The following is a 24,006-nucleotide window of genomic DNA, read 5'->3' as shown; positions in this document are numbered from 1 at the left end:
GAACACAAAGTCAAACAGCCATGAAATTCACCCACCACCAGAAGTTAACCCAGAAGCAACCTCAACAAGCAGCGGAACAACACACTAACCAACCCACCACACACAACACAAATCCCCAGCTCAAAGCCGGGGAATGGTGATCTACTTAGACGCGCTTGACGCCCGCGAAGTTCTTCTTTCCTCGCCTGAGGACAAGCCAGCGCCCATGGAGGAAGTCGTCGGCCGCGGGAACGAAATCCTCGGACTCGACACGTTCGTTGTTCGCGTAGACGCCGCCTTCCTTGATCGAACGGCGTGCCGCTCCCTTGGAGTCGGCCAGTCCCGCGCCAACGAGCAAGTCAACGATTGTTTCACCCGCATCAGCGGCCGTCTCGTGCACCCGCGTCTCCGAGACAGCCGACGCGAGGGTTCGCTCGTCGAGTTCACGCAGGTCAGCGCGGCCGAACAGGGCCTGTGCGGCGAGTTCTGCCCCGCGGGTCGCTTCCGGCCCGTGAACAAGGTCAGTCATTTCCTGGGCGAGGCGAATTTGCGCTTCGCGCTTGAACGGGCTCTCCGCCACTTCGGTTTCGAGGCGTGAGAGCTCCTCGCTGTCAAGGAAGGTGAACCAACGCAAGTAGCGGATCACGTCGGCGTCCGCCGTGTTCACGAAGTACTGGTACCAGGTGTAGGGCGAAGTCATCTCGGGATCGAGCCAGAGTGAACCGCCTCCCGTGGATTTGCCGAACTTCTTTCCCTCAGAGTCCGTCACGAGCGGAACCGTGAGGGCATGCACCTGCGCGCCGTCCATTCGGCGGTTGAGGTCGACGCCGCCGACTAGGTTTCCCCACTGGTCGCCGCCTCCGATCTGCAGGACACAGTCGTGGTTGCGCCGCAGTTGCACGAAGTCGTTGGCCTGCAAAAGCATGTAGGAGAACTCGGTGTAGGAAATGCCGTCGTTTTCCAGGCGCCGTTTCACCGTGTCTCTGCTGAGCATCGTCGACAGGGAGAAGTGCTTGCCCACGTCGCGCAGGAACGTAATCACGCTCATATCTGCGGTCCAGTCATTGTTGTTGACCAGCAACGCGGCGTTGTCCCCGTCGAAGTCCATGAACCGTGCGAGCTGCCCAGAGATACGCTGCGCCCAATCCGCGACGGTGTCATCGGAGTTCATGGATCGCTCACCTACGTCGCGCGGGTCGCCGATCTTGCCCGTCGCTCCCCCGGCGAGAACGATGGGCCGGTGGCCGGCCATCTGGAAGCGGCGCAGCATCAACAGCGGTACCAGGTGCCCGGCGTGCAGCGACGGCCCGGTCGGGTCGAACCCGCAGTACAGCGTGATCGGCTGCCGCGTTTCCTCGCGGAGCTTTTCCAAGTCGGTGGACTGGTTAATCAGCCCGCGCCATTGAAGTTCGGCGATGATATCCGTGTGGGTTGACATGGAGTGTGAGGGGATCTTTCTGCGCTCGGTGTGCGGTCGCCGTGCTTAGCGGGCCGGGTACGTTTGGGCTTCGTCGATAAGCAGGACGGGGATGCCGTCGTCGATTCGATAAGCAATTCCCAGCCGCTCGTTGATGAGCAGCTGTTCGGCCTCGTTGAAGACGAGTGGCCCTTTGTCCTGCGGGCACGCGAGGACGTCGAGAAGCTTGGGGTCGAGACTCATGAGTGTCATCCTACTTAATGCCGCGCACAGGGGTCTCAGCCCACAGTCGGTGGCCGCGCGCGGCCTCGACGACCCGCTGCCGCTGCTCCTCCACCCGCGGTCGCGCCGTACCTCCGCGCGTGCTGCGGGAGGCGACGGCCCCGTCGATGGTCAGGACTTCCCGAACCTCAGGTTCAAGCCGCTTATCGACGCCCTTGAGCTCCTCGTCCGTGAGTTCAGCGAGGCCCACTCCCCTGGCCTCGGCGATGCGCACGCACGCCCCGGATGCCTCATGCGCCTCACGGAAGGGCACGCCTTGACGCACCATCCACTCCGCCAGATCCGTGGCCAGCGTGTAGCCGGCCGGAGCCAGCTCCCGCATCCGCTCCTCGTGGAACGACAAGGTCGACACCAGCCCGGTGAGTGCCGGCAACAGCAACTTCAGCTGGGCTACGGAGTCGATCACCGGCTCCTTGTCTTCCTGCAGGTCGCGGTTGTACGCCAGCGGCATGGCTTTCAGCGTTGCCATCAGGCCCGCGAGATTGCCGATGAGTCGCCCGGACTTGCCACGCGCGAGCTCCGCGACATCGGGGTTCTTCTTCTGCGGCATGATGGAGGATCCCGTGGACCAGGCGTCGTCAAGCGTGACGTAGCCAAACTCCGGAGTCGACCATGCGATGATTTCTTCCGACAAGCGTGAGAGGTCGACGGCGATTTGTGCCAGGACGAACGCGGTCTCTGCAGCGAAATCGCGTGACGACGTCCCGTCCAACGAGTTGTCACACGCGTCGGCGAAACCAAGCTCAGCGGCAACCGCCTCTGGGTCGAGTGCGAGCGAGGAACCCGCGAGCGCACCCGAGCCGTAAGGCGAGATAGCCAGGCGCTTGTCGAGGTCCCGGATTCGCTCGAGGTCGCGCAGGAGAGGCTGCGCGTGAGCGAGCAGCGAATGGGCCAACAGGATCGGCTGCGCCGCCTGGAAGTGAGTCTTTCCCGGCATGATTGCCTCCGGGTGGGCTGCCGCCTGATTGCTCAGCGCGTCAATGAGGTCAACCACCTCGCTCGCGATGTCGCGGACTGCGTCGCGGCACCACATCCGAAACATCGCCGCGACCTGGTCGTTGCGCGAGCGGCCCGCGCGCAAACGGCCGCCGACCTCGGGGCCGACCCGGTCAATCAAGCCGCGCTCCATCGCACCGTGGACGTCTTCATCAGTCGGCAGCGGCCCGAACGTTCCCGATTCCACGTCGCGGCCTAGCTCATCGAGCCCCGCCAGCATGGTGTAGAGATCTTCGTCGGATAGCAGGCCCGCGCGGTGCAGCACCTTGGCGTGGGCTTTGGATGCGAGAACATCGTAGGGCGCGAGCACCCAGTCGAAGTGGGTGGACACGCTCAGGGCAAACATCGCGTCTGCGGGCCCGCCGGAGAACCGGCCGCCCCACAGGGCGCCCTCGTTTGTCTTGTGCTGCTCAATCAACGCGCGATTCCCCTACTTTCCGGCTTCGCGGTCACGCTTGTTGGCGATCTGGGACGACAACCCGTGCAGGCGCACGAACCCCTTGGCCAGGGTCTGGTCGAACGTGTCGCCCGTGTCGTAGGTGGCCAGGTTGAAGTCGTAGAGCGAATGGTTGGAGCGGCGCCCGTTGACGGTTGCGGTTCCGGCGTGCAGCACCATGCGGATAACGCCGGTGACGTGCTCCTGGGTGGACTCGATGAAGGCGTCGAGGGAGCGCTTGAGCGGGCCGAACCAGAGGCCGTCGTAGACCTCTTCGGACCAGCGGGCGTCGATAAGCCGCTTGTAGCGGGCGAGCTCACGCTCGACGGTGACGTCCTCGAGCGCCTTGTGCGCGGTGATCAAGGTCAGCGCGCCAGGTGCCTCGTAGACCTCGCGGGACTTGATGCCCACCAACCGGTCCTCGACCATGTCGAGGCGGCCGATGCCCTGCGCGCCGGCGCGGCGGTTGAGCTCCTCGATGGCTTCGAGCACGGTGACCTGGCGGCCGTCGATGGCCACGGGCTTGCCGGACTCGAATGAGATGATGACCTCGTCCGGTGCGTTGCCGATCGCCGGGTCCTCTGTGTAGGCGTACAGGTCCTTGGTCGGCGGGTTCCACAGGTCCTCGAGGAAGCCCGTCTCCACCGCGCGGCCCCACACGTTCTGGTCGATGGAGAACGGGGAGGCTGCGGACTGCTCAATCGGCAGATCCTTGCCCTCGGCGTACTCGATCGCCTTGTCGCGCGTCCAGGCGTAGTCGCGCGCGGGGGCGATGATCTCCAGGTTCGGGTCCTGGTTGAGGAAGCCGACCTCAAAGCGAACCTGGTCGTTGCCCTTACCGGTGCAGCCGTGGGCGACGTGGGTGCCACCGTGCTGCTGGGCGGCTTCGACGAGGTGCTTCACAATCAGGGGGCGTGAAATTGCCGAGACCAGCGGGTACTCGTTCATGTACAGGCCGTTGGCCTTGATCGTCGGCAGGCAGTACTCCTCGGCGAACTCGTCCTTCGCGTCGATGACGATGGATTCAGCCGCGCCGCAGTCCAGCGCGCGCTGGCGCACGGATTCCATGTCTTCCCCGCCCTGTCCGAGATCGAGGGCCACGGCAATGACCTCGCCGCCGATCATCTCCCCGAGGTACGGGATGGCGACCGAGGTATCGAGGCCGCCCGAGTACGCGAGCACAACGCGGTTAGTCATGAGCTGAAATCTCCTTGTGATTGTTTAAGACGTGTGTTTTAGGTTACCCGCCGCCCCGACGCGGGCGGCGCGGCGGGAGCCTAGATGGCTCCGCCCGGGATAAATAGTTTCTCCGCGAGGTCCTTGCCCGTGGAAGGATCCCGGGCGAGGACGAAGATCGTGTCGTCGCCGGCGATGCAGCCGGCAACCTGATCAAGGCCGACGCGGTCGATGTAGCTGGCCAAATACTGGGCCGCGCCCGGCGGGGTGCGCAGTACCGCCATCGGGCCGGAGTGGTCGACGGAGACGACGAGTTCCTCGATCATCCGGCGCAGTTTCTCGCGCGGGCCGGTGACTGCGTCACCCATCGCGTCGTGCAGCGAGCTAACCGCGTAAAACGCTCTGCCGCCACCGGAGGGCCGGATTTTTCGGGCGCCGAGCTCGTCGAGATCGCGGGACAGGGTGGCCTGGGTGATATCGATTCCTTCGTCGTTGAGCAGCTCGGAGAGCTGCATCTGCGAGAACACGCGGGCCGTGCCGAGGATTTCCATTATCCTCGCCTGGCGCGCGGTGCGTGACAACGGTATCGCCATCACTGGTTCTCCAACAACCAGACCAGCAGGGCTTTCTGTGCGTGCAGCCGGTTTTCCGCCTCGTCGAACACGCGGGAGGCGGGGCCGTCGATGACTTCTGCCGTGACCTCGTTGCCGCGGTAGGCGGGCAAGCAGTGCAGGAACATCGCGCCTTCGCCCGCCCGGTTCATCACGTCCTGGGTTACCTGGTACGGCAGGAACGGCGTGCGGCGGTCCTTGCCGTCGTTTTCCATCCCCATGGACACCCACGTGTCCGTAATTACGACATCCGCCCCGGCGACGGCGGCCAGATCCGAGGTGACGCTAACCTGCGCACCGGTCTGCGCGGCGCGCGCCGCGGCACGATCGACGAACTCCTGGCGCGGCAAGAACCCCTCAGGGGCGATGATTGCGATGTCCATTCCCGCGGTAGCGAAGCCGATCATGTAGGAATTGGCCATGTTGTTGTCGCCGTCGCCGAGGTAGACGGCCTTTTTGCCGCGCAGGCCGGCCGCGCCCTCGTTCGGGCACAAGTTCTCAATGCAGGTTTGCAGATCAGCGAGGATTTGGCACGGGTGCAGATCGTCGGACAGCGCATTGACGATGGGAACCGTCGCCGTCTCGGCCATCGCGAGCAGGTTGGAGTGGGCGTAGGTGCGCCACACGATCGCCTCGACATAGCGCGAGAGCACCGCACCGGTGTCCTGGTAGGTTTCCCCCTTGCCCATCTGGGAGCTGCCAGTCTCGCTGACAATTGCGTGCCCGCCGAGCTGCGCGATCCCGGCGTCGAAGGAAAATCGCGTGCGTGTCGACGTCTTGTCGAACAAAACAGCCACCGATAACGGGCCCTCGAGCGGGCGCCGCGAAAGGGGCTGCCTTTTGAGTTCTGCCGCGAGCGCAAGTACCTCCGCCTGCTCGGCGGGCGTGAGGTCGTCGTCGGCGAGGAAATGTCGGGTCATCGGTTCTCTTCTCCTTCGGTAGCTGCGGCGATCGAGGCGGCGATGCGGCCCGCGGCGCCGCGGATCTCGTCGTCGGTAATCACCAGTGGCGGGGTCAGGCGCAACACGCGTGACGACGGGGCGTTGAGGATCACCCCGTGCTTAAAGCCCGCGGCGACGGTTTCCTTCGCGATCTCGTGCTCCAGTACGACACCGAGCATCAGCCCCAGCCCGCGCACGGCTTTGACACCGTCGATCTGGGCCACGAGCTCGCGCAGGAGTTCACCCTTGCGCGCCACCTCGGCGATGAAGGCGTCGTCCACGACGTCCAGCACCGCCAGCGCGGCGGCGCAGGCCACGGGGTTGCCTCCAAACGTCGTGCCGTGCGAGCCGGGCTGAAACAGCGCGGCGGCCCGTCCTCTCGCGATGGTGGCGCCGATCGGCAGCCCCCCGCCGAGGCCCTTGGCCATGGTGATCACGTCGGGGACCACGCCCGAGTGCTCGAACGCGAAGAACGACCCGGTGCGGCCGACCCCGGTCTGCACCTCGTCGGTAACCATGAGGATGCCGTGGGCGTCGCAGATGTCGCGCACGCCCTGCAGGAACCCTCCGGGCGCGGGAATCACCCCCGTTTCGCCCTGCACCGGCTCAAGGAAGATCGCGGCGGTGTTCGCCGGGTCCATCTCGACGAGCGCGCGCAGGTAGTCGATGTCGCCGTAAGGGTAAAACTCCACGCCGGCGGGCAGCGGTTCAAACGGTGCGCGTTTCGCGGGCTGTCCCGTCAGCGCCAGTGACCCCATGGTCCGGCCGTGAAAACCGTCGTGCGCGGCCAACACCCGGCGACGGGAAGTCAACCGCGCAAGCTTGAACGCCGCCTCGTTCGCTTCGCCACCCGAGTTGCAGAAGAACACCCGGGCGCTGTCGTCGCCAAGCTTGGCCTTGAGCCGCTGCCCAAGCTCAACCACTGGCTGGGAGGCGAAGAGATTGGAAACGTGGCCGAGGTGCGAGATTTGCCGGGTGACGGCGTCGATCACTGCGGGGTGGGCGTGACCGAGCGCGTTGACGGCGATTCCGGCGAGCATGTCAATGTGCTCGCGACCAGCGGTGTCCGTGACAACCGCGCCGTGTCCAGAGACGAGCTCGATCGGCGGAGTGCCGTAGTTGTTCATCAGGGCTTCACCCCAGTTGTCTAGCGCGCTCATTGCTCGTCCTTCCTGAAAACCGTGCCCGCCGGGTAGGTGGCTTCGTCATAGTCATCCGGCAGGACCATCGTGCCGATACCTCCCATGGTCAAAAGCTCGAGCAGCACCGAGTGCGCGATGCGCCCGTCGATGACGTGGGCGGCTTTGACTCCCCCACTGACCGCCGTGATGCACGCCTGCATCTTCGGGATCATCCCGGAATCGAGCCCGGGCATGAGCGCCTCCAAGTCCGCGAGCTCGAGTTTAGACACCAACGAGTCCTTGTTCGGCCAGTCGGTGTACAGGCCCTCGACGTTCGTGAGCACGATCAAACGCTCCGCACCGATCGCGGCGGCGAGCTCGCCGGCGGCCTCGTCGGCGTTGATGTTGTAGACGTTTCCGTCGTCACCTGGGGCGAGTCCGCTGACCACCGGGATGCGGCCCGCTTCGATGATGTCCATCACTGCGGAGGGGTCGACGTCGACAATCGTGCCCACCAGCCCAATGTCGAGTTGTTGACCGTCGCGCTCGATGAAGCGCTTCTTCGCGCGGAACAGGCCGGCGTCCTCGCCGGAGGTTCCGACGGCGTAGGGGCCGTAGGAATTGATCTTGCCCAGCAGGTCGCGCCCCACTTGGCCGAACAAAACCATGCGGACCACCTCGAGGATCTCCGGAGTGGTAACGCGGAAGCCGCCGACGAACTCGCCGCCCTCGAGCCCGAGGCGGGTCAGCATGGCGGAGATTTGCGGGCCCCCGCCGTGGACCACCACCGGTTTCGCACCGACGGTACGCAGAAAGACCATGTCCGCGGCGAATGCGGCTTTCAGCGACTCGTCGATCATGGCGTTTCCGCCGTACTTGACCACGACGATCTTGTCGCGGTAGTGCTGAAGCCACGGCAGCGCCTCGGCGAGGACGTAGGCGCGGTCAGCGTTGCTTAAGCTGCGGGTGGGTGACACGTTGCTGCCCCTTTAGGTGCTGTATGCGGAGTTGATTTCTACGTAGGCGTGCGACAGGTCCGTCGTGCGTACGGTCGCGGTTCCGGGACCGCCGGTGCCCAAGTCAACGCGCACGTCAACGTCGGGGCCAGAGAGATCCACCTCACGCGCGCCTTGTGCGCCCGTAGAGTCGACGCACACCGCCTGCGAGTTGAAGAACACGGAGATGCGCTCCGGATCCATGTCGGCGTCCGCCATGCCCACCGCGGCGAGCACACGCCCCCAGTTCGGGTCGGAGCCGAACATGGCGCACTTGAACAGGTTGTCTCGCCCCAAGGTGCGCGCGGCGTTGAGCGCCTGCCCGTCGTTGGTGGTGCCCTCCACCGTGATGGTGACACGCTTGGTCACGCCCTCGGCGTCGGCCTGCATCTGGGCCGCAATTGACTCGCACACGTCACGCACCGCAGAGTCGAGCTCCTCCTGACTCGGGGTGATCCCGCTAGCGCCGGACGCCAACGCGATCACGGTGTCGTTGGTGGAGGTCGACCCATCGATGTCGAGGGTGTCGAAGGTGACCTTGGAGGCTTTCTTCAGGGCCTCGGCCAGAGCTTGCGGGCTTGCCGACGCGTCCGTGGTCAGGCAGACCAGCATCGTCGCCAGCGAGGGGGCCATCATGCCCACACCCTTGCCCATTGCGCCGACGGACCACCCGTCGCGCTCGGCGACGGCCTGCTTCGACACCGTATCCGTGGTCATGATCGCCTCGGCTGCAGCAGCGCCCCCGTCCGTGCCTCCAGTTGCGGCGCTCTCGGCCAGCTGGTCGATGCCGGCGCGAATTTTGTCCATCGGGAGCAGGTCGCCGATCAGGCCGGTGGAGCACACCGCGACATCGGTCGCGTCGATGCCCAGCGCGCGACCAACGAGCTCGGTCTCTTCCGTCGCGTCGCGGTCGCCCTGCGGGCCGTTGCACGCATTGGCGTTGCCGGAGTTGAACACGATCGCCTTGAGGGTGCCGTCGGCCACGGCCCTGCGCGAGACCTTCACCGGGGAAGCCACGACGCGGTTGCGGGTGAACACGGCCGCGGCTGCGAACTCCGGGCCCTCATTGATCACCAGCGCCATGTCGGGTTTGCCCGAGGCCTTGATGCCGGCCGTTGTGGCCGTGGCGCGAAACCCGCGCGGGGTGGTTATTCCCGTATGTGTCATGATGTGGGTCGTTTCTTTAATAGTTGTTCCAGAGCTTATCTCTAGGGCTTATTTCTAGGGCGCGACAGCGGCGGTCGGAAGCCCTGCTGCCTCGTCCCACCCGAGCGCAATGTTCATGCACTGCACGGCGGCGCCAGCGGTACCTTTGGTGAGGTTGTCGATGGCTGAGGTGATCAACAGCTTGCCCGCGGCCTCGTCCACCTCGACTTGGATGTGGCACATATTGGTGCCCACGACGTTTTGGGTCTGCGGCTGAATCCCGGCAGGAAGAATCCAGACGAACTGCTCGTCGGCGTAGAACTCCTCGAAGGCCTCGTGAGCGGAGGCGGTGGTCACGCCCTCGCGCAGCGGTGCCGTAATGGTGGTGAGGATACCGCGCGGCAGCGGCGCGAGCACTGGGGTGAAGCTCACACGGACATCCTCGCCCGTGACTTCCCGGATGTTCTGGGCGATCTCGGGGGTGTGACGGTGGCGACCCGCAGTGTTGTACGCCTTGAGCGAACCCATCGTTTCAGAACCCAGGAGGGACACGGCGGCCTTCTTGCCCGCGCCGGACACTCCGGTGATGGAGACGATGCTCAAATCCGGCTCGATCAAACCCCGGGCGACTGCGGGAAGGGCGGCCAGCGTGGCACCCGTGGGAAAACACCCGGGCACGGCGACGCGGCGGCTGCCTGCGAGGACGTCGCGGCGCCCCGGGATTTCGGGGATGCCGTAGGGCCAGCTGCCGGCGTGGTCGTTGCCGTAGTATTTCACCCAGTCGGCTTCGTTGGTCAGCCTGAAGTCCGCGGCGCAGTCGAGCACGAGCGTCTCTTCCGGCAGCTGCGTCGCGATCTCGGCGGAGTAGCCGTGCGGCAGCGCGAGGAACACGACGTCGTGGCCGGCAAGGTTCTCCGGGGTGGTTTTCATGATCGTGCGACCCGCCAGAGAAGGCAGGTTGGGCATGAGCGCAGAAACCTTCTGGCCCGAGTTACTATTGGCAGTCAGGGCGCCGATCTCAAGCTCGCCGCTGTGGTACGCAGGATGGTTCTGAAGAAGCCGCAGGATTTCGCCTCCGGCGTACCCCGTGGCACCCGCCACTGCTACTTTGAGTGTCATAGACGCAGAGTAGCAAACTATGCAATCAACGGCAAATTATACACGCATCTGCGCGCCGAACCTCTCCCGCGCGACCTCCGCCGCCGCAAGCCGCGCCTGCGACGCCTCGTCCTCGGTCAGTGTGCGGTCCGGTGCGCGGAACACCAATCCGAACGCCAGGGACTTCTTGCCCTCACCCAGCTGCGCCGAGCGGTAGACGTCGAAAAGCTTCACGCTCTCGACAAGCTCGCCCGCCCCCTCTTCGACGGCGCGGCGCACGTCCTCCGCGGCAATGCCCTCATCGACGACGAGCGCAATGTCCTGGTTCAGCGCCGGGAATGACGAGAGCACCGGCGCGGGGAGCACGGCGTCAAGCGGCAGCGCCGTGAGGTCGATCTCCATCGCGCACGTCCGGGCCGGCAGCTCAAGCGCCTCGAGAATCTCCGGGTGCAGTTCTCCCGCGAAACCGACCACCACGTCCCCAACCTTCAGCGCGGCGCAGCGCCCCGGGTGCCACGGCAGCTCGGCCGCGGCCTCCACACGCAGCTCCACACCGGCGGCCCGGGCCACCACTCGCGCCGACTCCACAGCGTCGGCCCACGTGTAGTCGCGGCCGCCGCCCAAGGGGCCTGCGTGCTCCCACTGCCCCGTCGCCACTGTCGCGGCGTGCAGGTTCTGCTTCGGTAGGGAGTCGACGAGCTCGCGGATGGTCTCATCGCTCGGGCGCGCTGCCACGCTCGGCATCGGTGACAACTCAGCCCGCGCGACCGCGACCTGCGCCACCGAGTACAGCGCCAGGTCGCGCTTGCCCCTGGCCACGTTGCGCCCGACCGCCTCAAGCATCGACGGCAACACTGTCGTACCGATGATGCCGTAATCCTTGTCCAACGGGTTCTGCACGCGCACCGCGTGGCGGCGCTCATCGTCCGCCGCGAGCCCCCACACGTCAAACGTGTCGTTGGCGATAAACGGCGTCGGGATGACCTCCACGTAGCCCGAGTACGCCAAGGCGTGCGTGACGGCGCGCCGGCGGCGTTGCTGCGGCGACAACCCGCGCCCGCCGCGCGGAGCGGGAAGGATGAGCGGGATCTCGTCGAGCCCCTCGAGCCTGACGATCTCCTCAACCAGATCAACCGGCACGCTCAAATCCGTGCGCCACGTCGGTGGGTAGACGGTCAGCGCCTCGCCATCACCCTCGACACGGCAGCCGACCTCCTCGAGGCGGCGCACGACAGTTTCGCGCGGGTAGTCGACTCCGATGAGATCTCCCGGTCGCGCGGAGTCCATCTCGATCGCCGGGCGCTCGGCAACCTCACCCACGAGCGTTCGCTTGTCGACGATCTCACCACCGGCGAAGTCCACCAACAGGGCACACGCCACATCGAGGGCGACCTCGACGAGCGCGGGATCCACGCCACGCTCGAAGCGTCGAGAAGCTTCCGAGCTCAGTTTGTGGTGGCGTGCCGAGCGCGCCACCGTCAGCGCATCCCACGACGCGGCCTCGAAGTAGACGCTGGTGGTCTCGTCCGAGATCTCCGAGGTCGTCCCACCCATGATCGCGGCCAGGGACTGAATTCCGTTGTCATCGGAAATAACGACATCGTCAGCGGTCAGGGTGCGCTTCGCGTGGTCGAGTGTCTCGAACGTCTCGCCGTCGCGGGCGTTGTGCACGCGCAGATTCCCCGAGACCTTGTCGGCATCGAACGCGTGCATCGGCTGGCCGAGAAGCAGCATGACGTAGTTGGTCACATCCGTCGCGGCGTTGACGGAACGCACACCCGAGAGCATGAGGATGCGCTTGAGCCAGAACGGTGCCTGGGCCTTCGGGTCAATGCCGACGACCTTGCGCAGGCCGAAGCGCTGGGCCTTGGCCGATTCCTCAACGGTGACCTCGATCAGCTCCCCCGTCGGCGCGGGCACGCGCGTAAGGTCGATGCCCGCGACCGCGGGGTCGGCGGCGACATCCCGGTATGACAAGTCGAACGCCGCCGCGACCTCACGGGTAAGGCCGCGTGCAGAGAGGGCGTAACCGCGATCTGGGGTGATGTTGACCTCAAAGACGGTGTCCGGCCCGCCGAGAACCTCGCGAGCGTCCTCGCCCGGGCTTGCGGCGCCGCCTTCGAGCACGATGATGCCGTCGCTCTTGGCGGTGAACCCGAGTTCCGCCTCGGAGGCCATCATGCCGTTGGAGATCTTGCCGTACGTCTCTCGCGCGGAGATTTCGAAACCGCCCGGGAGGACGGCGCCTGGCAGCGACACCACGACGAGGTCGCCCTCGCTGAAGTTGCGCGCGCCGCAAATGATGCCCTGCGGCTCGCCTGTGCCGTTGGCCTGCCCGACGTCGACCTGACAGTAGCGAATCGGCTTCTTGAAGCCCTCGAGCTCCTCAATCTCCAGCACACGCCCGACGACGAGTGGCCCGGTGGTCTCCGGCAGAGGCGCGAAGCCTTCCGTTTCAAAACCGACCCGCACGAAACCGGAATCGAGCTCCTCGGGTGACACCGACCAGTTGTCGTTTCCGGCGGCGCGCAGAAGGGTGGTAATCCACTGTTGGGAAATCAGCATTGTCTGCTCCTCGTTCGTCCTAGTTTTCGCTAACCTGCTACGCCTGCACGCCGAACGGCAGGGTGAAACGGACATCGCCTTCAACCATGTCGCGCATGTCGGAGAGCCCGTTGCGGAACTGTAGCGTGCGCTCCAGCCCCATGCCGAACGCGAAACCGGAGTACTCCTGCGGGTCGATACCCACCGCACGCAAGACGTTCGGGTTGACCATGCCGCACCCTCCCCACTCAATCCAGCCGGCGCCGCCTTTCTTGTTGGCGAACCAGACGTCCACCTCGGCCGAGGGTTCGGTGAACGGGAAGTAGTTTGTGCGCATGCGCGTCTTCGCCTCGGGGCCGAAGAGCACCTTGGCCAGGTGGTCGAGCGTGCCGCGCAAGTGAGCCATGGTCAGGCCCTTGTCCACCGCGAGACCTTCAACCTGGTGGAAGACCGGGGTGTGCGTCGCGTCGAGCTCGTCGGTGCGAAACACCCGGCCCGGACACGCGATGTAGACGGGAACCTCGCGTTCTAACAGGGTGCGAACCTGCACCGGAGACGTGTGGGTGCGAAGCACCTGGCGAGAGCCCTCAGCGCCGACGTAGAACGTGTCCTGCAACGTGCGCGCCGGGTGATCCGGGATGAAGTTGAGCGCATCGAAGTTGAAGTACTCAGCTTCGACCTCTGGGCCCTCGGCGACCTCCCAGCCCATCCCGAGGAAAATGTCCGCGATGTGCTCGGACAGGGCCGTGATCGGGTGCATTGCCCCGGTCTGGTGGCGGGTCGTGGGCACCGTCACATCGACCTTTTCGTCTCTCAAGCGCTGCTCACGGTACTCGGCCTCGCGTTCCTCGCGCAGTTGCGCAAAAGCCTTCTCGACGCGCCCACGAGCCATATTGACCAAGCGGCCCGCGTCTTTGCGCTGGTCTTTCGGGAGCTGACCGAGCGCGCGGCGCGCCTGCGGAATAAACGCCTGCTCGCCCAAGTGCGCACGATGAGCCTCCTCCAGCGCCGCAAGATCGCTCGCCTGTTCAAAGGCGGCAATAGCGGCATCGGCGGCGGCGTTCAACGAGTTCTCGGACAGGTCTACAGACTCAGGATTGGCGGACACACTCGTCCCTTCTTAGGTCGACGGCTAAAACCGTTGATTAGCTTACCTGCGGTCGCGACAACACCTTCGAGGACTCCCACATGCACATAGCCGCCGCGGTGGCGAGGTTCAACGACTCTGCGTGCCCACGGATGGGAATGGAGACGCGGTGGTCGGCGGCGTCGATAAGCTCCTGCGGTAATCCATGGGCTTCATTGCCGAAAAGCCAGGCTGTTGGTTGCGCCACGACCTCTGCCGCATCGTCAAGACTGACATCCCCACCCATGGTGGTCGCCGCGATACTCAAGCCGGCTGCTTTTAGTTGCCCCATTACATCCGAGATGTTGCGCTCCCGTGCAACAGGCACGTGAAATAGCGACCCGGCCGAGGCGCGAACCGCTTTGCTAGATTCCGGGTCCACGGTATCTCCGGCGAACACAACTGCATCCGCGCCGCACACATCCGCAATCCGGATCAACGTTCCAGCATTTCCCGGGTCATTGGTTTCCACGCACACGGCAACCAGCCGCGGGCCGCCACGCAGGACCTTACCGACTGACCACAAAACCGGAGTGCACAGCGCAAAGATGCCCGTGGTACTTACCGTATCCGATAGATGCCGGGCAGCGGTGTCGGTGATCGCGTGCGTGAAAACATCCATGTACCCAGCCGTGGTGAGGATCTCGGCAAACTCACCTGCCGCGCTCTCGGTCGCAAAGACATCGGTCGCCGAGCCGGTAGCCACCGCAGCCTCCACCGAATTGGCTCCCTCAACAATAAAGCGCCCCGCCTTTTTCCGGGCCGCCGCCCTGTGCAGCTTGGCCGCGTTGACGATGCGCGGGGTGCGTTCGGTAAACGCCTGCGAAAAATTGAGTCCCATAAAGCCCAACAGTACTCAACCCATAACCGCACGAAACCCGCCGCGGCGCACATTCCGTCGTGTGGAAACCGTGCGCCGGGCGGGCGTCGTGAAGCGAAAAGCTCTTACGCGGCATTGACTGGGGCGTTGACATCCTCCGGAAGTGCTTTCTTCGCAACCTCGCAGATAGCGGAGAAGGTGGCGAAATCATTGACGGCGAGATCAGCGAGGATCTTGCGGTCGACCTCAACCTCGGCGAGCTTCAGGCCGTGGATGAGACGGTTGTAGGTGATGCCGTTCATGCGGGCAGCGGCGTTGATGCGCTGGATCCACAGCTTGCGAAACTCGCTCTTGCGCTTGCGGCGGTCGCGGTAGGCGTAGGTCTGGGAGTGCAGCCACTGCTCTTTCGCCTTGCGGTACAGGCGGGAACGCTGACCACGGTAGCCCTTGGCGGACTTAAGAATCGCGCGGCGCTTCTTCTTAGCGTTTACTGAACGCTTGACACGTGCCATGAGTCACTTCTTCCTTGTCTTATTCTAAAAAATTTCGGGTTCTACGTGCGCGGCAGGTGACTTACGCCTTGCCGAGGAGGCGCTTCATGCGCTTGACATCAGCCGGAGCAACATCGGTGGTGCCGGACAGCTTGCGGCGACGCTTCGAGGACAGGCCCTCGTTGAGGTGGCGCTTACCGGCCTGCTCACGGCGCAGCTTGCCGGAACCGGAAATCTTGATGCGCTTGGCGGTGCCCTTGTGGGTCTTCTGCTTCATTGTGAAAGCCCTTCGAGTCGAAAACGAAAAAACTACTTCTTAGCCTTGCGGGAGGGACCGAAGACCATCGTCATGTTGCGGCCATCCTGCTTCGGACGGGACTCCACGACACCGAGCTCGCCGATATCATCGGCAAGACGCTCGAGGAGGCGATAACCGAGCTCAGGACGCGACTGCTCACGACCGCGGAACATGATCGTGACCTTGACCTTGTTGCCCTTCTCCAGGAAGCGCTCAACGTTAGCCTTCTTGGTCAGGTAGTCGTGCTCATCAATCTTCGGCCGGAACTTCTGCTCCTTAACCACAGTCTGCTGCTGGTTCTTACGGGCCTCGCGGGCCTTTTGATCCTGCTCGTACTTAAACTTGCCGTAGTCCATGATCTTGCACACCGGCGGCTTCGCATTGGGAGCCACTTCCACAAGATCGAGGTCGGCTTCGTAAGCCAACTTCCGGGCGTCGTCCGTACGAACAATGCCAACCTGCTCGCCGGACGGACCGACAAGACGAACTTCGGGAACGCGGATGCGTTCGTTGATACGAGTATCAGCGCTGATGAGAACTCCTAAACCTAGAAACAAAGTTGATCGCTACCGAACCACCAGTGTCACATCGTCTCCCCACACGAAAAACCCGCGCCATCGAAGATAGACGCGGGAGTTCCTCCGCACAGCACAGCATGCAAAGCACTGCGCTACGCTTTACCCTTCACCAACCGGCAATTCGGCGGCCTCGGGTGGGAGAGACTCCACTTGCGGCTCGGGAACCACATAAAAGTGACCCCAAGCGGTAGTGATTTGAAGATATCATGCCTTTTCTAAAAGGACAAAATCTGACATCGCGACGCGCACCGGCTACTCTGTGCGCGTGCAACCAACGCCATTGACGAGCTACAAGAACATCGATTGGAGAATTGCTGCACTCGGTGTCCTGGCTATCATGATCACGCTCGCGATCACTCCAATGAGCTGGCTCCAGCTTCTGGCAAATCTTACTGCGGTCGCGCTTCTAGCATCTGCGCAACGCTGGCCAATTCTTTCGGGCCTGGCAATGGTCGCTCTATTCGTTTTCATATCCGGCGTAGAGGATGCTCGCGGACTCGCAATCATCCTTTCAGCACCATTCCTAGTGTCGCTAATCGCAATGGTGGGACGCCCGCGGTTCGCAGCTGGAATCGCCGTGGCAATCGGTTACATCAGTTCTACCAGCCCCTTTACTGGACGGTGGATACCCAACGATTTCACCAGCGTCGCCGTTTACGTCGTCGCTTTGACGGCCGGTTGGTGGGGCGGCATTTACCTCCGACGGCAACGCTTGCAGCACGCTGCTCACCAACAACAACTCCGCAATGAATTGGAAGAGCGCCGAGAGCGTCTCGCCCAAGTCCTACACGATTCCGTTGCAACAACTCTGACATCGGTGGTAATGCGTGCTGAAACCCTCGCTTTGACCTCAATCGATAACGAGCAAGCGCGCGAAACCGCGGAGCACATCGCGGATGAAACGCGCCAGGCTATGCAAGAGGTTAGACACCTCCTACACTTCATGCAGGAGAATGAGAACGTATCCGCACCCATTCTAAATCGGACTATTGGGGAGCAGATAGCAGTCACCACTCGCCCGCTGGTAAGCCACGGATTCATTATCGAGGGTGCCGATTCAGCTCGCTCATGCGATTGGTCCTTCCCTCCTGGCTTTGAGCAAGTATTTACGGAGCTCTCCACGAACGCGATCAAATACGCCGTCCCTGGGTCTGTAATCGAGATGCGGATCAACAAGGAGGAGGCTGGTCTGCGCTGCACCATGCGCAATACCGTCCGCGCGGCACGAGGTGCTTCGCATTTGTCATCCCAGCTAGGCCTGCAAGAGTCGCGAAGTGTTGTGTCGCGTTATAATGGTACTTTCAATGCCCATCGCATCGGTCAGGAGTGGGTCGTAGAGTTTACCGTTCCGGAACAAGCGTTACGCTGCTAGACCCGAACTGATGGATACTTTGGTACCGATTTTATGGTTCAATGCTGCATCCCATGGGTCGATACGGAAAGATACAATTATCTCAATGACCATAGAAAGGAGCCCGCGATGAATCACCGCTTCGCATAAACTCTCGCTGCTACCACCCTCTCTTTCGCGGTACTCAGCGCAGTCGCAGCAACTCCAGCTGCGCACGCAGACACCGTGTCGGACGACAGCTACACCCCGTCGATCACCAATTACACCGCTATCACGGACATTTTCTCCTGCAAGTACTACCCGACCCGTATTTGGTGCTAGGTGCTCTCCCACAGCATGACTGACCAGATCAACGTCCTGCTGGTAGACGACAACCCGCTCGTTCTGAGCTCGTTTCGCCACTACTTCAAAAGCACCGACGACATCGTCGTGGTCGCGGAGGCATCCAACGGCGAGGAAGCCCTCGCCCGCCTTCGCGAGCACGACGTCGACGTGATTCTGGCAGATATTCACATGCCAACGATGGACGGCCCAACCCTGCTTGAAAACATCAATAAGCACGAGAGCCGACCCATTTTCATCGCCGTGACGGCTTTCGACTCCGACCGCACGATGATGCGCATTATCCGTCTCGGCGGCGCTGGCTACGTGCTCAAAAGCGAAAAGCCGCAGGCGCTTATCGACGCCGTCCGCGCCGCCACCGACGGGGGCATGGTGGTCTCGCCGCAGGCAATGACCAGGCTGGCGACGCACCTGAAGGACGAACGCAGCACCGACACCTACGTTGACCCGATCAACGAGGCGATGAAGCTGCAGTCATTGAGCAAGTCGGAGCGCAAGGTACTCGTTCGGCTCTGCCGGGGAATGTCGAACTCAGAAATCGCCAAGGACCTCGCTTATTCGGAGTCCACGATTAAGAAGTACGTCTCAAACATCATGGATCAGTTCGGCGCCACCTCGAGGCTCAACCTCGTCGTCAAGGTGCTCAACGCAGAGTATTAATTTCGCCGCTGCAATAAAGGGGCGCTCCGGTGTGTAGCCTGGGCGCCCCTTTTGGTTTAGCCGAAAAGTGGTGCTTCATCCTCGCGCAACTCGGAGTATCGCGATTCAGGAATGGTCGCTGAGTAGGGTTTGCCCTCAGCTTCCCACTGCTGGTCTTCGGAGCAGCGCACGTTTTGCGCGTCCGTGTCGAGCATCATGAAGCCCCACACGAGGTTGCCTTGGCGGCCCGGGCCAAGCTCGTAGGGGCCCACGGTCTGACCGACCGACCAGTGCTGTACGCGCACGTAGATCAGCCCGTAGACCGTGGCCAAATAGCGCTCGATCTCACCTTTCGGGGTGATCGTCGCTGAAATTTGCAGCGTGGACGTGCGCGCCTCAGTGACCTTGTGCGTGACCGGCACGGGGAAGGTGTTGCGGTTTGCCACACTCGCGGCGTCGGTCTGGTCAAACCAGCGCCGCTGCGCGGTGACGTAGATTCCGCCTTGGCCCGGGGTGGCGCACCTGGTTCCCGGCTTGTAGTCGTCGTTCCATCGCTGCGGCAGGATGTAATCCGCGGGCGCCGATGTGTCCGCCTGGGCGACAGGCGCGGCGGCTAGTGCAACCGTCAGCGCGGCGATGGCGGTGGCGAGTCGGCGACGCATTAGCTGAACCGGATGTTGTCGCGGGTGCTGATCTCGACGTGGCGCTCAGCGGGCAGCGTCGCCGTGAAGGTCTCACCCGTGCCGTGCCAGGTGCGGTCTTGACCGCAGACGGTCTTCTCGCCCGAGAAGTCGGAAACAACCCACCCAGCACGCATGACGGCGGTCGTGCCCGGGGCGACGTCGTACGGTCCGACGACCTCACCGACCTCATTCGAAGAGGACTTGGAGTAGCTGGTGGAGAAGGAGATCTTGATCAGGTCGAAGATCGGGAAGTCGACTCCTGCGGAGACTTTCCATTCGTTGGACTTCTTCTCGGTGATGGTGCGGGTTAGCGGGATCGGCGTGGAGTTGTAGTTGGATACGGTCCAGGTGCCGGCTGAGGCGTCAAAGTAGGTGCGATCGATACGGATGGTTTGACCGCGGTCTCCCGGGTTCGAGCAGACGGCTCCGATCGTCGTCGGGTTGGCGGTGCCCATGTCGCGGACGGGAAGGGCGTGGGCGGGTGCTGCGGCGATGCCAGCTGCAGTTGCGAGGACTACTGCCGACGCTGCGGCGCGTACGAAGAGAGACATGGTGGGGGCTCCTTGAAGGGGTAGTTGTTCAGTAGAGGGTTTGGGTAGGAACAGGCAGGCTCGCCCATTCGCTCGGGGTGACATCGAGCGTGCGGACGCTGCCGTCGGGCGAGGTGATAGTCGCGCCTCTGCCCAGAATCCAGCGGGCGCGGTTGCTACTGGCTTCTGGGCAACACGGTCGTAGGTGCGGCTCGCGCCCGACGTGGTGCAGGAATACTCGGAATACTGCACGCGCATCATCGTTGTGCCGTACTCGACGCGCACCCGCTCGCCGGGTTGGAGGACCACTGGGTTCAACGCGGTTCCGACCGGCATGTACGCCCGTTGGACAGCCCCGACGGATTCAAGCCATCCGGCGGGTAGGCGGCCGCCGTTGCCGCGGTAGTTCATCTCGCCGTTGAACTGGGCACCGACGACGTGATCCACGGTCGGCGTGTAGGTCTGCTCCCCGTCGGACCAGTTCAGGAAGTCCTGGGAGTAACCCGGCTTGCGGAACGTGGGCGCGATGCCAGAGATGTCGTGCGGGTACCACAGCGGAATCACCGCGTCGCAGCGGGAGCCGAAGGCTGGCTAGCTCGCGTCGCGTTGCGGCGTGGTCACGGGATTGACCACCCGATCGATGGCCGGATCGGCGATCTTTTCCAGGCTCGGCCCGGTAATGGTGTTGTAGGGCTTGTCGATGGGCTTGCTGTTGGCACCTTGAGCGCGTGCGGGAATCTGCAGCGCCTGCTGGTCGACGGTTCCGTCAGCGTGAATGATGTGCGCGAACGCGTAGCGCTCCGCGGGGCCGGTGCCGCGCACGACATCGGCTCCGGCCATGTTCTGGTAGAACCCGCCCTGGCAGGTGACCATCATGGAGATGAAGTCCTTTTCCAGCGCACCGAACTCAACGCGGAAGGTCTCCCCCGGTGCCAGTTTAATCGGGCCGAATGTCTCGCCCTGTACCCAGCCGTTGTCGGTGGTCAAGCTGATATCCGAGCGCGCGGTTGTGCTCCACCCCGAAGGCAGCTCCGCCCGGGAGTTGGCAGAGATGACGTGGTTGGTGCAACTTTCCACCTCGGCGGTGTAATCGACTGACTGACTCGTCGTGTTTTTGAACTCGAGCACACCGTTGCCGAGGTAGCGTCGGGCCGTCTCGCCGTAGTGCCACTGAGGATAGCCTTGCGCGTGCGCTTCGGCTTCGGTGCAGGTCTGGTAAAGGTCGTGGATTGGGTAACCCTGCGGCATCGGGGGGATGTCCGCGGCGGATGCTGGGGCGGGCCAGAGCGTGGCTGTGGCCGAGGCCGCGGTCAGCACCGCGATGATGGCTGCCTTGATATTCATAGTGCCCTTTGGTTGCCGGGATAAGACTTGTCAAAGAGTACGAATATTCAACTGGCTGTGAAAGTGCCGGGCGGGACCTCGGGACGAAAGTAGATCGTGCTTCACACGCCGAGAATTGGCGTGAGGTGTTGTTTTGCTATTTCTTATCCGGCGGTCTCCACTTTCGTCTCCACCCTTCGAGGGTGTCGCCTACGAGTCCAGAATGCCGGCCAGGAACTGTCCGGTGAAGGATTCTTCCACACCCGCGACATCCTCAGGGGTGCCCTCGGCTACGACGTTGCCGCCGCCCGAGCCGCCCTCCGGGCCCATATCGATAATCCAGTCGGCGGACTTGATCACATCCAAGTTGTGCTCAATAACAAGCACCGTGTTGCCCTTGTCCACCAGGCCACCCAGCACCATCATGAGTTTGCGGATGTCCTCAAAATGCAGGCCAGTGGTGGGCTCGTCGAGGATATAGATCGTGCGGCCATTGGAGCGCTTCTGAAGCTCCGCGGCCAGCTTGACGCGCTGGGCCTCGCCCCCGGAGAGCGTGGTGGCGGCTTGGCCGAGGCGGACGTAGCCCAGGCCGACGTCGACAAGCGTGCTCAAGTAGCGGTGGATGGACGTGATCGGCTCGAAGAACTCGGCGCCCTCAGAGATGGGCATGTCGAGCACCTCTGCGATGTTCTTGCCCTTGTAGCGCACCTCGAGCGTTTCGCGGTTGTAGCGCGCGCCCTCGCACACCTCACAAGGGACGTAGACGTCCGGTAGGAAGTTCATCTCGATCTTGATCGTTCCGTCGCCATGGCATGCCTCGCAGCGCCCACCCTTGACGTTGAAGGAGAAGCGCCCCGCCTTGTAGCCACGGACCTTGGCCTCCTGGGTCTCGGCGAAAAGATTGCGGATCTTGTCGAAGACACCGGTGTACGTCGCCGGGTTCGAGCGCGGGGTGCGGCCAATCGGGCTCTGGTCGACCTGCACCAGCTTGTCCAGGTGGTCGATGCCCTCGATCTTCTTCACCCGCCCCGGGACCTGGCGCGCACCATTGAGCTGGTTCTGCAGCGTCTTCGCCAAAATGTGGTTGACCAGGGTGGATTTGCCCGATCCGGACACCCCGGTCACCGCAACGAGGACGCCCAGCGGAATGTCCACGCTGACGTTGTCGAGGTTGTTCTCGCGCGCGCCGACCACCTTGAGCGTGCGTGACTTGTCAATGGCGCGGCGCTCGGCCGGCACCGCGATCTCCTTGCGCTTTGACAGGTAGTCGCCGGTGATGGAGTTCTTTGCCTTCACAATGCCGGCGGGCTCGCCTTGGTAGACGATCTCGCCGCCGTACTCGCCGGCCCGCGGGCCGACGTCGACAAGCCAATCGGCCTCGTTGATGGTGTCCTCGTCGTGCTCGACGACGATGAGGGTGTTTCCCAGGTCGCGCAGCTTCTTCAGCGTGCGGATCAGGCGAAGGTTGTCGCGCTGGTGCAGGCCGATCGACGGCTCGTCCAGGACGTAGAGCACGCCCGCGAGCCCCGAGCCAATCTGGGTAGCCAGGCGGATGCGCTGCGCTTCACCGCCGGACAAGGTTCCCGCCGAGCGCGACAGGGTGAGATAGCTCAAACCCACGTCGAGCAGGAAGCGCAGACGGGCTTGAATCTCACGCAACACGGCACCGGCGATCATCTCCTCGCGGTAGCCCAGCACCAGATTATCCAGGTACTCGGAGGCCGCCTCGATGGACAATTCTGCAAGTCCCGCGATGGAAAGCTCCCCGTGGGTCGTTGAGGCGAGGCGGACCGCGAGGATCTCCGGTTTCAGGCGCGCGCCCTTACAGGTTGGGCAGGGAATCTCGCGGGTGTAGGCGAGCAGGCGGTCCTTCTGGTGCTCGGATTCGGCCTGCTCAAGTTTGCGTTCGAGGTAGCCGATCACGCCTTCATAGGCCGCGGTGAAACCGCGCTGGCGGCCGTAGCGGTTTTTGTACTTCACACTCACCTTGGTGGACGAGCCGTGGATCAGGTGCTTGCGCTGCGTGGCCGTCAGCGAGGACAGCGGGGCGTGCGCGTCGAAGCCCTCCTCGGCCGCGAGTGCCTCGATGAGCTTGACAAAGTAGCCCTTATTCGGCGATGAGTTCCACGGCTGGAACGCGTCGACAGCCGGGGCGTCCGGATCGGGAACGACAAGGTCGATATCGATTTCCTTGCGGGTACCCAGGCCGTCGCAGGCCGGGCAGGCGCCAAACGGAGAGTTAAACGAGAACGCGCGCGGTTCGTACTCCTCCACGTCGAGAGCGTGGCCGTTGGGGCAGGCCATCTTCTCCGAGAAGATGCGGTAGCGCCCGGGGTCGGATTCATCGGCGTCGACGAACTCTACGGCGACGAGTCCGTCGGCAAGCTTGAGCGCCGTTTCCACGGAATCCGTGAGGCGCTGCTTCTGGCTCTCCTTGACCTGCAGGCGGTCGACGACGACGTCGATGGTGTGCTTGATCTGCTTTTCCAGCTTTGGCGGGTCCGAAAGCTGGTGTGTTTCCCCGTCGACGGTGACACGCGCGTAACCCTGCGCGGCGAGGTCAGCGAACAGGTCCACAAACTCGCCCTTGCGCTTGCGCACGATGGGTGCCAGCACCTGAAACTTGGTGCGTTCCTCGCGCTCGAGGATCTGGTCGACGATCTGCTGCGGGGTCTGGCGGCTGATCTCGGCGTCGCACACGGGGCAGTGCGGCGTGCCGGCGCGGGCGTAAAGCAGACGCAGGTAATCGTAGATCTCGGTGATGGTGCCCACGGTGGAGCGCGGGTTGCGGTTGGTGGACTTCTGGTCGATGGACACCGCCGGCGAGAGCCCATCGATGTAGTCGACGTCAGGCTTGTCCATTTGGCCGAGGAACATGCGCGCGTACGAGGACAGCGACTCGACGTAGCGGCGCTGCCCCTCCGCGAAAATGGTGTCGAAGGCGAGCGAGGACTTTCCTGAGCCCGACAACCCGGTGAACACGACCATCTTGTCGCGCGGCAGGTCAAGGTCGACGCCTTTGAGGTTGTGCTCGCGCGCTCCGCGCACGGTGAGACGGTCAGCCACCTTGTTTATTCCTCCGC

General features: G+C 63.5%; 22 protein-coding genes. 2 read left to right on the top strand and 20 right to left on the bottom strand.

Features of this window, described 5'->3' with window-relative positions:
* Positions 1-145 precede the first annotated feature (145 nt).
* The 16 genes from tyrS to infC all read right to left on the bottom strand — a co-directional run bounded on the left by tyrS (position 146) and on the right by infC (position 16,034).
* Complete coding sequence (tyrS, locus tag HMPREF0298_RS09430) at positions 146-1,417, bottom strand: tyrosine--tRNA ligase (RefSeq protein WP_006840945.1); 1,272 nt, start codon at positions 1,415-1,417, stop codon at positions 146-148.
* A 45-nt stretch (positions 1,418-1,462) separates the two neighbouring features.
* On the bottom strand, positions 1,463-1,648 hold the full coding sequence (locus HMPREF0298_RS09425; protein ID WP_006840944.1) for a Trm112 family protein: 186 nt from the start codon (positions 1,646-1,648) through the stop codon (positions 1,463-1,465).
* Between the two features lies 1 nt (position 1,649).
* Complete coding sequence (argH, locus tag HMPREF0298_RS09420; RefSeq protein ID WP_040423076.1) at positions 1,650-3,089, bottom strand: argininosuccinate lyase; 1,440 nt, start codon at positions 3,087-3,089, stop codon at positions 1,650-1,652.
* A 15-nt stretch (positions 3,090-3,104) separates the two neighbouring features.
* The gene (locus HMPREF0298_RS09415) at positions 3,105-4,307 is read right to left on the bottom strand and encodes an argininosuccinate synthase (RefSeq protein ID WP_006840942.1); all 1,203 of its coding nucleotides are present in this window, start codon (positions 4,305-4,307) and stop codon (positions 3,105-3,107) included.
* Positions 4,308-4,387: 80 nt separating this feature from the next.
* The gene (locus HMPREF0298_RS09410; RefSeq protein WP_006840941.1) at positions 4,388-4,879 is read right to left on the bottom strand and encodes an arginine repressor; all 492 of its coding nucleotides are present in this window, start codon (positions 4,877-4,879) and stop codon (positions 4,388-4,390) included.
* A complete protein-coding gene (argF, locus tag HMPREF0298_RS09405) occupies positions 4,879-5,817 on the bottom strand; it encodes an ornithine carbamoyltransferase (protein WP_006840940.1) in 939 nt (312 codons plus the stop codon). The genes HMPREF0298_RS09410 and argF overlap by 1 nt, the downstream gene beginning before the upstream one ends.
* The gene (locus HMPREF0298_RS09400; RefSeq protein ID WP_006840939.1) at positions 5,814-6,998 is read right to left on the bottom strand and encodes an acetylornithine transaminase; all 1,185 of its coding nucleotides are present in this window, start codon (positions 6,996-6,998) and stop codon (positions 5,814-5,816) included. Before HMPREF0298_RS09400 ends, argF begins: the two co-directional genes overlap by 4 nt.
* Positions 6,995-7,936: an acetylglutamate kinase gene (argB, locus tag HMPREF0298_RS09395; RefSeq protein WP_006840938.1), complete on the bottom strand. Its 942-nt coding sequence runs from the start codon at positions 7,934-7,936 to the stop codon at positions 6,995-6,997. Before argB ends, HMPREF0298_RS09400 begins: the two co-directional genes overlap by 4 nt.
* Positions 7,937-7,948: 12 nt before the next feature.
* Positions 7,949-9,121 (bottom strand): bifunctional glutamate N-acetyltransferase/amino-acid acetyltransferase ArgJ, encoded by a 1,173-nt coding sequence (argJ, locus tag HMPREF0298_RS09390; protein WP_006840937.1) that lies wholly within the window; start codon positions 9,119-9,121, stop codon positions 7,949-7,951.
* A 54-nt stretch (positions 9,122-9,175) separates the two neighbouring features.
* Entirely contained in the window at positions 9,176-10,219 is a 1,044-nt protein-coding gene (gene argC / locus HMPREF0298_RS09385; protein ID WP_006840936.1) for an N-acetyl-gamma-glutamyl-phosphate reductase, read from the bottom strand.
* 36 nt (positions 10,220-10,255) lie between these two features.
* The gene (pheT, locus tag HMPREF0298_RS09380) at positions 10,256-12,763 is read right to left on the bottom strand and encodes a phenylalanine--tRNA ligase subunit beta (protein WP_006840935.1); all 2,508 of its coding nucleotides are present in this window, start codon (positions 12,761-12,763) and stop codon (positions 10,256-10,258) included.
* A 37-nt stretch (positions 12,764-12,800) separates the two neighbouring features.
* Complete coding sequence (pheS, locus tag HMPREF0298_RS09375; RefSeq protein WP_006840934.1) at positions 12,801-13,850, bottom strand: phenylalanine--tRNA ligase subunit alpha; 1,050 nt, start codon at positions 13,848-13,850, stop codon at positions 12,801-12,803.
* 37 nt (positions 13,851-13,887) lie between these two features.
* Positions 13,888-14,709 carry a TrmH family RNA methyltransferase gene (locus HMPREF0298_RS09370; RefSeq protein WP_006840933.1) on the bottom strand — a complete coding sequence of 274 codons (822 nt, stop codon included), beginning with the start codon at positions 14,707-14,709 and terminating at the stop codon, positions 13,888-13,890.
* Positions 14,710-14,813: 104 nt separating this feature from the next.
* Positions 14,814-15,200, bottom strand: coding sequence for a 50S ribosomal protein L20 (gene rplT / locus HMPREF0298_RS09365; protein WP_006840932.1), 387 nt, complete (start codon positions 15,198-15,200; stop codon positions 14,814-14,816).
* 61 nt (positions 15,201-15,261) lie between these two features.
* Positions 15,262-15,456, bottom strand: coding sequence for a 50S ribosomal protein L35 (gene rpmI / locus HMPREF0298_RS09360; protein WP_006840931.1), 195 nt, complete (start codon positions 15,454-15,456; stop codon positions 15,262-15,264).
* Between the two features lie 32 nt (positions 15,457-15,488).
* The gene (gene infC, locus HMPREF0298_RS09355) at positions 15,489-16,034 is read right to left on the bottom strand and encodes a translation initiation factor IF-3 (RefSeq protein ID WP_006840930.1); all 546 of its coding nucleotides are present in this window, start codon (positions 16,032-16,034) and stop codon (positions 15,489-15,491) included.
* Between the two features lie 286 nt (positions 16,035-16,320).
* On the opposite strand from infC, the gene HMPREF0298_RS09350 reads away from it, so the two are divergent.
* Positions 16,321-17,427: a sensor histidine kinase gene (locus tag HMPREF0298_RS09350; RefSeq protein WP_157464452.1), complete on the top strand. Its 1,107-nt coding sequence runs from the start codon at positions 16,321-16,323 to the stop codon at positions 17,425-17,427.
* 315 nt (positions 17,428-17,742) lie between these two features.
* Positions 17,743-18,408: a response regulator gene (locus tag HMPREF0298_RS09345; protein WP_006840928.1), complete on the top strand. Its 666-nt coding sequence runs from the start codon at positions 17,743-17,745 to the stop codon at positions 18,406-18,408.
* A gap of 56 nt (positions 18,409-18,464) precedes the next feature.
* Here the strand turns inward: HMPREF0298_RS09345 and HMPREF0298_RS09340 are convergent, their stop codons facing one another.
* From HMPREF0298_RS09340 to uvrA, 4 genes are all read right to left on the bottom strand, one after another.
* Positions 18,465-19,049 (bottom strand): hypothetical protein, encoded by a 585-nt coding sequence (locus HMPREF0298_RS09340; protein WP_006840927.1) that lies wholly within the window; start codon positions 19,047-19,049, stop codon positions 18,465-18,467.
* A complete protein-coding gene (locus tag HMPREF0298_RS09335; protein ID WP_040423033.1) occupies positions 19,049-19,621 on the bottom strand; it encodes a hypothetical protein in 573 nt (190 codons plus the stop codon). Before HMPREF0298_RS09335 ends, HMPREF0298_RS09340 begins: the two co-directional genes overlap by 1 nt.
* Positions 19,622-20,191: 570 nt before the next feature.
* Positions 20,192-20,944, bottom strand: coding sequence for a hypothetical protein (locus HMPREF0298_RS12920; protein ID WP_006840925.1), 753 nt, complete (start codon positions 20,942-20,944; stop codon positions 20,192-20,194).
* 189 nt (positions 20,945-21,133) lie between these two features.
* Entirely contained in the window at positions 21,134-23,989 is a 2,856-nt protein-coding gene (gene uvrA, locus HMPREF0298_RS09325; RefSeq protein WP_040423030.1) for an excinuclease ABC subunit UvrA, read from the bottom strand.
* Positions 23,990-24,006: the final 17 nt, after the last annotated feature.

The organism is Corynebacterium lipophiloflavum DSM 44291, assembly GCF_000159635.1.
GTDB lineage: Bacteria > Actinomycetota > Actinomycetes > Mycobacteriales > Mycobacteriaceae > Corynebacterium > Corynebacterium lipophiloflavum.
This window is presented reverse-complemented; position numbering and strand designations above follow the sequence as displayed.

Coding starts and splice junctions, on each gene's coding strand:
- HMPREF0298_RS09335 (WP_040423033.1), bottom strand. CDS start 19,621: ATGTCTCTCTTCGTACGCGCCGCAGCGTCGGCAGTAGTCCTCGCAACT.
- tyrS (WP_006840945.1), bottom strand. CDS start 1,417: ATGTCAACCCACACGGATATCATCGCCGAACTTCAATGGCGCGGGCTG.
- argF (WP_006840940.1), bottom strand. CDS start 5,817: ATGACCCGACATTTCCTCGCCGACGACGACCTCACGCCCGCCGAGCAG.
- HMPREF0298_RS09410 (WP_006840941.1), bottom strand. CDS start 4,879: ATGGCGATACCGTTGTCACGCACCGCGCGCCAGGCGAGGATAATGGAA.
- HMPREF0298_RS09340 (WP_006840927.1), bottom strand. CDS start 19,049: ATGCGTCGCCGACTCGCCACCGCCATCGCCGCGCTGACGGTTGCACTA.
- HMPREF0298_RS09415 (WP_006840942.1), bottom strand. CDS start 4,307: ATGACTAACCGCGTTGTGCTCGCGTACTCGGGCGGCCTCGATACCTCG.
- HMPREF0298_RS09425 (WP_006840944.1), bottom strand. CDS start 1,648: ATGACACTCATGAGTCTCGACCCCAAGCTTCTCGACGTCCTCGCGTGC.
- rplT (WP_006840932.1), bottom strand. CDS start 15,200: ATGGCACGTGTCAAGCGTTCAGTAAACGCTAAGAAGAAGCGCCGCGCG.
- HMPREF0298_RS12920 (WP_006840925.1), bottom strand. CDS start 20,944: ATGAATATCAAGGCAGCCATCATCGCGGTGCTGACCGCGGCCTCGGCC.
- argC (WP_006840936.1), bottom strand. CDS start 10,219: ATGACACTCAAAGTAGCAGTGGCGGGTGCCACGGGGTACGCCGGAGGC.
- pheT (WP_006840935.1), bottom strand. CDS start 12,763: ATGCTGATTTCCCAACAGTGGATTACCACCCTTCTGCGCGCCGCCGGA.
- HMPREF0298_RS09400 (WP_006840939.1), bottom strand. CDS start 6,998: ATGAGCGCGCTAGACAACTGGGGTGAAGCCCTGATGAACAACTACGGC.
- HMPREF0298_RS09345 (WP_006840928.1), top strand. CDS start 17,743: ATGACTGACCAGATCAACGTCCTGCTGGTAGACGACAACCCGCTCGTT.
- HMPREF0298_RS09370 (WP_006840933.1), bottom strand. CDS start 14,709: ATGGGACTCAATTTTTCGCAGGCGTTTACCGAACGCACCCCGCGCATC.
- argJ (WP_006840937.1), bottom strand. CDS start 9,121: ATGACACATACGGGAATAACCACCCCGCGCGGGTTTCGCGCCACGGCC.
- rpmI (WP_006840931.1), bottom strand. CDS start 15,456: ATGAAGCAGAAGACCCACAAGGGCACCGCCAAGCGCATCAAGATTTCC.